Below are 5,470 nucleotides of genomic sequence, written 5' to 3'. Positions count from 1 at the left end.
AATACAAGAAACACACCCCACCACCGTCAGGAGGACCCAAGAGAATAGATAAGGCGCAGGACGGCCGACCGTCCCGTGCGCGGTACGGTCCACAGCGTCTGCCCGCGTACGCCCCACCCTTCCAGCAGGGCGTTGGCGGCGAGGAACCCGCTCGTGGCCGCGCGTTCCATCAGGGCTACCGGCAGATCGGTGCGGACCATGTCTCCCGCCACGGTGACGGCGGGGTCGGGGCTGCGCACGCCCGGCCGGTCCCGGTAGCCGCCCACGGGGAACATCGGGCAGTCCGCCCGCCATTCGTGGCGCTCGTCGATGATGCGGGCGCTGCGGGTCTCCGGGTAGACCTGGTTTAGTTGCCGCAGCGCGGCGTGCTGTACGGCGGACCGGTCGGCGTCCGGCGCGACGGCGTAGGCGTGCAGTTCGAGGACCGAGCCCCTGGTGCGCCTGGCCCAGCGTGAGGCCTCCCCCTCCCAGCGGTCCAGGACACTCACGTTGTCCAGCGGTCCGTAGCCGCTGGTGCCCAGGAAGCCCGGCCGGTCCCGCGCCACGGGGCGGTCGAGCCAGAGCCGTGAGACGAGGAACGGCGGCGCGGTGCGCAGCCGTGCGATCCGTGAGCGCCAGTCGGCGTCGCCCAGGTCCGGTGAGGCGGCGACGACCCGGCGCAGGCCGCCGCTGTCCAGGGCGAGGACGAGAGCGTCGTGGCGGTCGGTGCCGTCGTCGGTGGTGATGTCGAGGCCGTTGTCCGGCAGGGGGCGCACCTCACGGACGGGGCACCCGGTCCGGACCCGGACGCCGTTCTTTTCGAGGTGGCCGTGCAGCGGATCCCACAGGGCGGTGGGGAACGGTTCGTCGGGGACGTCGAAGAGCAGGCCCTCGCTGGAGCCGAGGAAGTAGATGTGGAACATCAGCACCAGTTCGGCCGCCGACAGTTCACGCGGGTCGGCGAAGAAGCTGCGCGAGAAGACCTCGAACGCCAGGTGGTGGGCGGCTTCGGGGAAGCGGATGCGGTTGAGGAAGTCGGTGGCGCTGATGGAGTCGATCCGGTCGTAGACCTCGGGTACCCGTACATCCAGCAGCGGCAGAGCCGCCCTAGGGTTCATCCGGATCAGGTCCCGCAGGCCGAAGGTGGGGCTGAGGGCGACGAAGCCCATCGCGCTGAGCGGCGGCGTGCGCGGGATCCGGGCGAAGCTGTCGTGCAGGCCGGAGCTGTGCCGCAGCGGGTAGTCGGGCAGCCGTGTCAGCGAGCCGAGGTCCGGGTCGACCCGGCGCAGCAGGCCGCGGAGGTTGTAATACTGCCGGAAGAAGGCGTGGAACCCGCGGCTCATCGTCACGGTAGTGCCGTCGGCGAGCTCGGTGGGCCACCCCGCCAGCCGTCCGCCCAGGCCCGGTTCGCGCTCGTACAACGTGACGCGCGCGCCACGTTCGGCCAGCAGGGTGGCCGCGGCGATCCCGGCGATTCCGCCGCCGACGACGGCCACCGTGGGGGCCTCTCCGGTGAACCGGGGGCGGCCGGCGGGGGCCGGCACGAGCGCCGCCTGCCGGTCCCGGCCGCGCCGGTCGTCCCTGCCGCCGCCCCGCAGGAGGATCACGGCCCCTCCCCCGCGCCGGCGGTGGTACGGGCGGTAAAGGTGTGGGTGATCCCGGTCTGCCAGCCGGGCAGCGGCGACACGCGTACGTCGGCGAAGCCGGCCCGGCAAAGCCGCCGGGCGAAGGCGGGCGCCGTGTCGAACCCGGTGACGCTGTCCCGGAGGTGACGGTAGAGCTCGGCGTCCCCGGCGAGCCATCCGGCGGGCTGGATGATCACCGAGCAGACCGCGTTCCAGACGGCACGGTGGACGGGTGATCCGCTGAGCGTGTAGTCGTGGACGGCAAGGCGGCCGCCGGGGACGAGTAGGTTACTTACCAGGTCGAGGGTCTTGTCGGGGTCGCCGAGGTTACGGAAGAGGTATCCGGCGAACACCGCGTCGAAGGAGCCGGGCCGCAGCCGGTCGGCCAGTTCCTCCACCGGGGCGTGCACGAAGTCGACGCCGGCCAGGCCGTTCTTGGCCTTCGCCCGGTCCAGCATTCCCATGGACGCGTCGACGCCGGTGATTCGGGCGAGCGGGGCAGCGGCGAGAAGGGCAGCTGTGGAGGCGCCCGTGCCGCATCCCAGGTCGAGCACGCGCAGTCCGCGTCCTTCCGCCGCCAGACCCAGCCGACGTGCCGATCGGCGCAGGTGCGCGTGGTAGCCGGGGCTGGCCGCGACGAGCCGGTCGTAGGCGGCGGATCCGTGGTCGAAGGCCGCGGACAGTGCGTCACCGCGCAACAGGGTCATGGGGTGCTCTCTTCGTGGTCGGTCGGGGAGATAGGTGAGGGGGAAGCCAAGGTGACAGGTCGTTCACGCCGGGGTCTGAAGGGGAGTTCGACGACGGTGCGCAGCATGGGAACCACCGGTGTCCGCAGGCCGATCAGCAGGTCCTCGTGCAGCCGCGAACTGCCGTCCATGAATCGCAGCAGCCGCTCGGCGGGAACGCCGCGGAAGAGGCGGCTGAAGAAGTCGGCGCCGTCCACCCGGCCGCTGTCCAGCGCCCGCAGCATCACCGCGTCCATCGCACGCGCCCGACGCCCGTACGGCAGAGGCATGCGCAGCGGCCGCCCAGAGCGCAGCTGGGCGGCAATGGCCCGGCTCTGCCGCTGCACGGCGGCGAAGGTGTAGCCGGTGGAGGGCCGGGTCGCGCCTCCGGCGGTGCCGATGCGGTAGACCGAGTGCCCCTGCCGGTACGAGAAGTGACCATCCGTCATCGGGATGATGCCGTGCTCCTGCGCCGTGACGCGGAGTCGCCCCAGTTTCAAGATGTCGTCGGTGTAGTTGCACAAGGCTCGCCGGTAGCCGTCGGCGTCCAGCGGGGCGGCGGAGAACTCGGTGTACTCGACCAGCGCCGTGTGCGCATCCAGAGGCAGGACATAGCCGAACGAGAGCCCATGGGCGGGCTGTGGCGTACGGAAGTCCATCAGGTCCGCGGTCGCCGGATCGAACAGGGGCCGCTCGGTGCGGACGAACCAGCCGGTGAAGTGCTGGAGGAGGGTGGTGCGAGCAGGGGGCAGGCGAGGGGGCGGGCGGGAATCGAAGACGAGGCGGCCGCGCACGAGGACGCTTTCGCCGTGCGCGTCCTGCGTCAGGACCTCGCCACCGTCGGACGGGGCGTCGCGTACGGCGCTCACGTTCGCCTCGATCCGGCACAAGGCCGCTGTGCGAGACAACCGCTGCTCGACCAGTGCTTCGAAAGCGTCCGACCGCAGCATCTTGTAGCGCAGCTGTGCGAGCTGGGACTCGGTTGAGGACCCGTCGGCCGCCCGGACCCGCAGCTGCGGCCAGGAGGCTGCCAGATACGAGTCGTAGGCGCCGCCCGGCGGCTCCCAGAAGCACCAGGTCCGGGGCGGCGCCCGCAGCGGCCCCGGCGGGGCATCGACAAGGGCGACCGACAGCGGTGCGGCGCTGCCCGGGGCGCACAAGTGGTGCGCCAGACTCAGCCCAGCCGCTCCGGCCCCCACGATGACGACATCGAAGTCGGCAGGCACGGCTTCCTCTCGGTTGGACGAACCCCCGCTGTGCGAACCCGGTGCCCTTCCCACCGGCGGGCCGGGCGAGATGCTTGCTACCCGACCGTATCCCGCTGACCGAGACCGGACCCGGCCTGAGCTGCGGCTCCCACCTGAGTGGCGGAAAGGGCCGTCGGGGTCGGCAGCCTCCTTCCGCCTGACCAATGGCTTACCGCTCAAACGTGCCGCTCGTAAGCCGACCCCGAATCCGACCTTGGTCTCCCTCGCGCCGCCCGGCTGCGCCGTCGGCACCGTATCCGGATGGCCGACGTACGTACTCGCTGACCGGACCCGCACCGTGAGTGCAAGGGCGACCCGGTCAGTCGGACCTCAGAGTGCATGTGTCATTCACGCAGTGCGGGGAAACCCGGTGGGCATGCCGGGCTGGCGACGCTCCCCATGGGGGTCTGCCTGGCACAGGCTCCCCCGGTTCGGTCACGTGCCGGGGGAGCCGCCCCTCCGGCTACCTCGGGGGCAGGGTGCCGACTTCGGTAACTTGGCGGGCGACTTCACGGAGCTTGATGTCGTGGTCCTGCGAGTGGCGGCGCAGCGCGTTGAAGGCCTCGTTCTCGGCGATGCGGTGCCTGGTCATGAGGATGCCCCTGGCCTCGCCGATCACGTGCCGGGTCGCCACGGCCGCCGTCAACTGTGCCTGATTGCGTGGCGCTGGACAGAGCCACGGCCGAGTGAGAGGCGAGCACCCACGCGGCCATCTCGCTGGTCTCGGTGAAGCGTCCTGGGAGCCGGGAGTAAAGGTTGAGGGCGTCGAGGTGCACCCGACCCTGACCGTGGCCGGCCTCCTCGACCTGCTCGACGACGGGCGCCTCGTGATGGCCTCCGTGCACGAGGAGATCGGCCGGCCCGAGAACCCCGCACCCGGCAAGGGCGGGCACCTCGTGCTCGTCACCGGTCGTCAGGGCGACATGGTGCGCTTCCGTAACCCGTCCGAACACACCGAGCAGGCCCGTGGCGAGCCTGCCCGTGGCCGAGTTCGCCGAGTTCTTCGGCGGCCGCGGCGTGCCCCTCACCTGAAGTCACTACCGCGGCTGACCCCACGCCCCGGGCCGGGGACAGGATGTGACGGCCCCGGCCCGGTTCAACACCGCCCCGGCTGGGGCTGCATACGGTGAACCAGTCCCGGCCTACGACTGATGACCTGGAACCGCTCGTGATGTATGACGCTGAGTACCGTGCGAAGGGTGCGCCCGTCCTCGGGGCTCCCCATGACACCCCGGGCCGTTCGGCATTCACCGCCCCGAGGCGGAGACGGACGATCCGCCGCAGGACGCGTACGCAGCTACTGTTCCCGCCCCACGCGACGGTCATGGCCGGTGAGCGGGACCTGGCGGCAGGTCCTGGCCGGGTACACCACTGACCAGCACGATGAGCGCGACCGCGAGCAGTTGCTCGCCCTGGGCGCCGCCGAACTCGCGCACGCCCGCAGCAGCGAAGGCAAGCCCGCCACGCCGAGGGCGTCCAGCACATCGCGCTCCACGAAGCCGGCTTCTCCTTGGCATCGCCCAGGCCCCCACCGCGCTGCGGGAACGCCGTACCCGCCACGAGTGACCGCGGCCGGATTCGCGCGTCAGGACTGCGCGACCACGATGACGCCGCGGTCGGCCCCGCCCGTCGCCCCTACGACTCCGGCGCCGGCTGCCGCTCCGGCGGACGAGCCGGTCTTCGCCGCGCCGGCCGCCCACTGGGTGGCGGAGGGGCGTGTCGTGCCCGGTCAGGTGGACCGGGAGTGGGCCATGCTGGCGGGCAGCTGCCCGTGGTCCCTGCGATAAAGACCAGCGTGGTGCGGTGGCCGCCCCACGGCCCGCATCCGCTGACCGGCCGGCAGCCTCGGAGCCTGCCCGGCCACCCGCGGCGCCCGCACCGGCCGGTCTTGTTG

Annotated in this window: 5 protein-coding genes; 1 reads left to right on the top strand and 4 read right to left on the bottom strand. The window is 71.8% G+C overall.

Annotation, left to right across the window (positions count from 1 at the left end; all coding sequences use genetic code 11):
• Positions 1–26: 26 nt before the first annotated feature.
• From ACFWM7_RS33210 to ACFWM7_RS33195, 4 genes are all read right to left on the bottom strand, one after another.
• The gene (locus ACFWM7_RS33210; RefSeq protein ID WP_383267939.1) at positions 27–1,586 is read right to left on the bottom strand and encodes an FAD-dependent oxidoreductase; all 1,560 of its coding nucleotides are present in this window, start codon (positions 1,584–1,586) and stop codon (positions 27–29) included.
• A complete protein-coding gene (locus ACFWM7_RS33205; protein ID WP_383267936.1) occupies positions 1,583–2,311 on the bottom strand; it encodes a class I SAM-dependent methyltransferase in 729 nt (242 codons plus the stop codon). Before ACFWM7_RS33205 ends, ACFWM7_RS33210 begins: the two co-directional genes overlap by 4 nt.
• The gene (locus tag ACFWM7_RS33200; protein ID WP_383267933.1) at positions 2,308–3,555 is read right to left on the bottom strand and encodes a lycopene cyclase family protein; all 1,248 of its coding nucleotides are present in this window, start codon (positions 3,553–3,555) and stop codon (positions 2,308–2,310) included. Before ACFWM7_RS33200 ends, ACFWM7_RS33205 begins: the two co-directional genes overlap by 4 nt.
• Before the next feature lie 484 nt (positions 3,556–4,039).
• Complete coding sequence (locus ACFWM7_RS33195) at positions 4,040–4,168, bottom strand: ANTAR domain-containing protein (protein WP_383267930.1); 129 nt, start codon at positions 4,166–4,168, stop codon at positions 4,040–4,042.
• Positions 4,169–4,907: 739 nt separating this feature from the next.
• Here ACFWM7_RS33195 and ACFWM7_RS33190 point away from each other — a divergent pair.
• Positions 4,908–5,363 (top strand): hypothetical protein, encoded by a 456-nt coding sequence (locus tag ACFWM7_RS33190; RefSeq protein WP_383267927.1) that lies wholly within the window; start codon positions 4,908–4,910, stop codon positions 5,361–5,363.
• The last annotated feature ends 107 nt before the right edge of the window (positions 5,364–5,470 follow it).

Source organism: Streptomyces sp. NPDC058375, from assembly GCF_042723425.1.
Classification (GTDB): domain Bacteria; phylum Actinomycetota; class Actinomycetes; order Streptomycetales; family Streptomycetaceae; genus Streptomyces; species Streptomyces durocortorensis.
The sequence above is the reverse complement of the archived record's forward strand: the minus strand, read 5'-3'. Positions and strand labels throughout refer to the sequence as shown.

Excerpts from the sequence above, each read along its gene's own strand:
- ACFWM7_RS33205 (WP_383267936.1), bottom strand. The coding sequence starts at position 2,311 with ATGACCCTGTTGCGCGGTGACGCACTGTCCGCGGCCTTCGACCACGGA.
- ACFWM7_RS33195 (WP_383267930.1), bottom strand. The coding sequence starts at position 4,168 with ATGACCAGGCACCGCATCGCCGAGAACGAGGCCTTCAACGCGCTGCGC.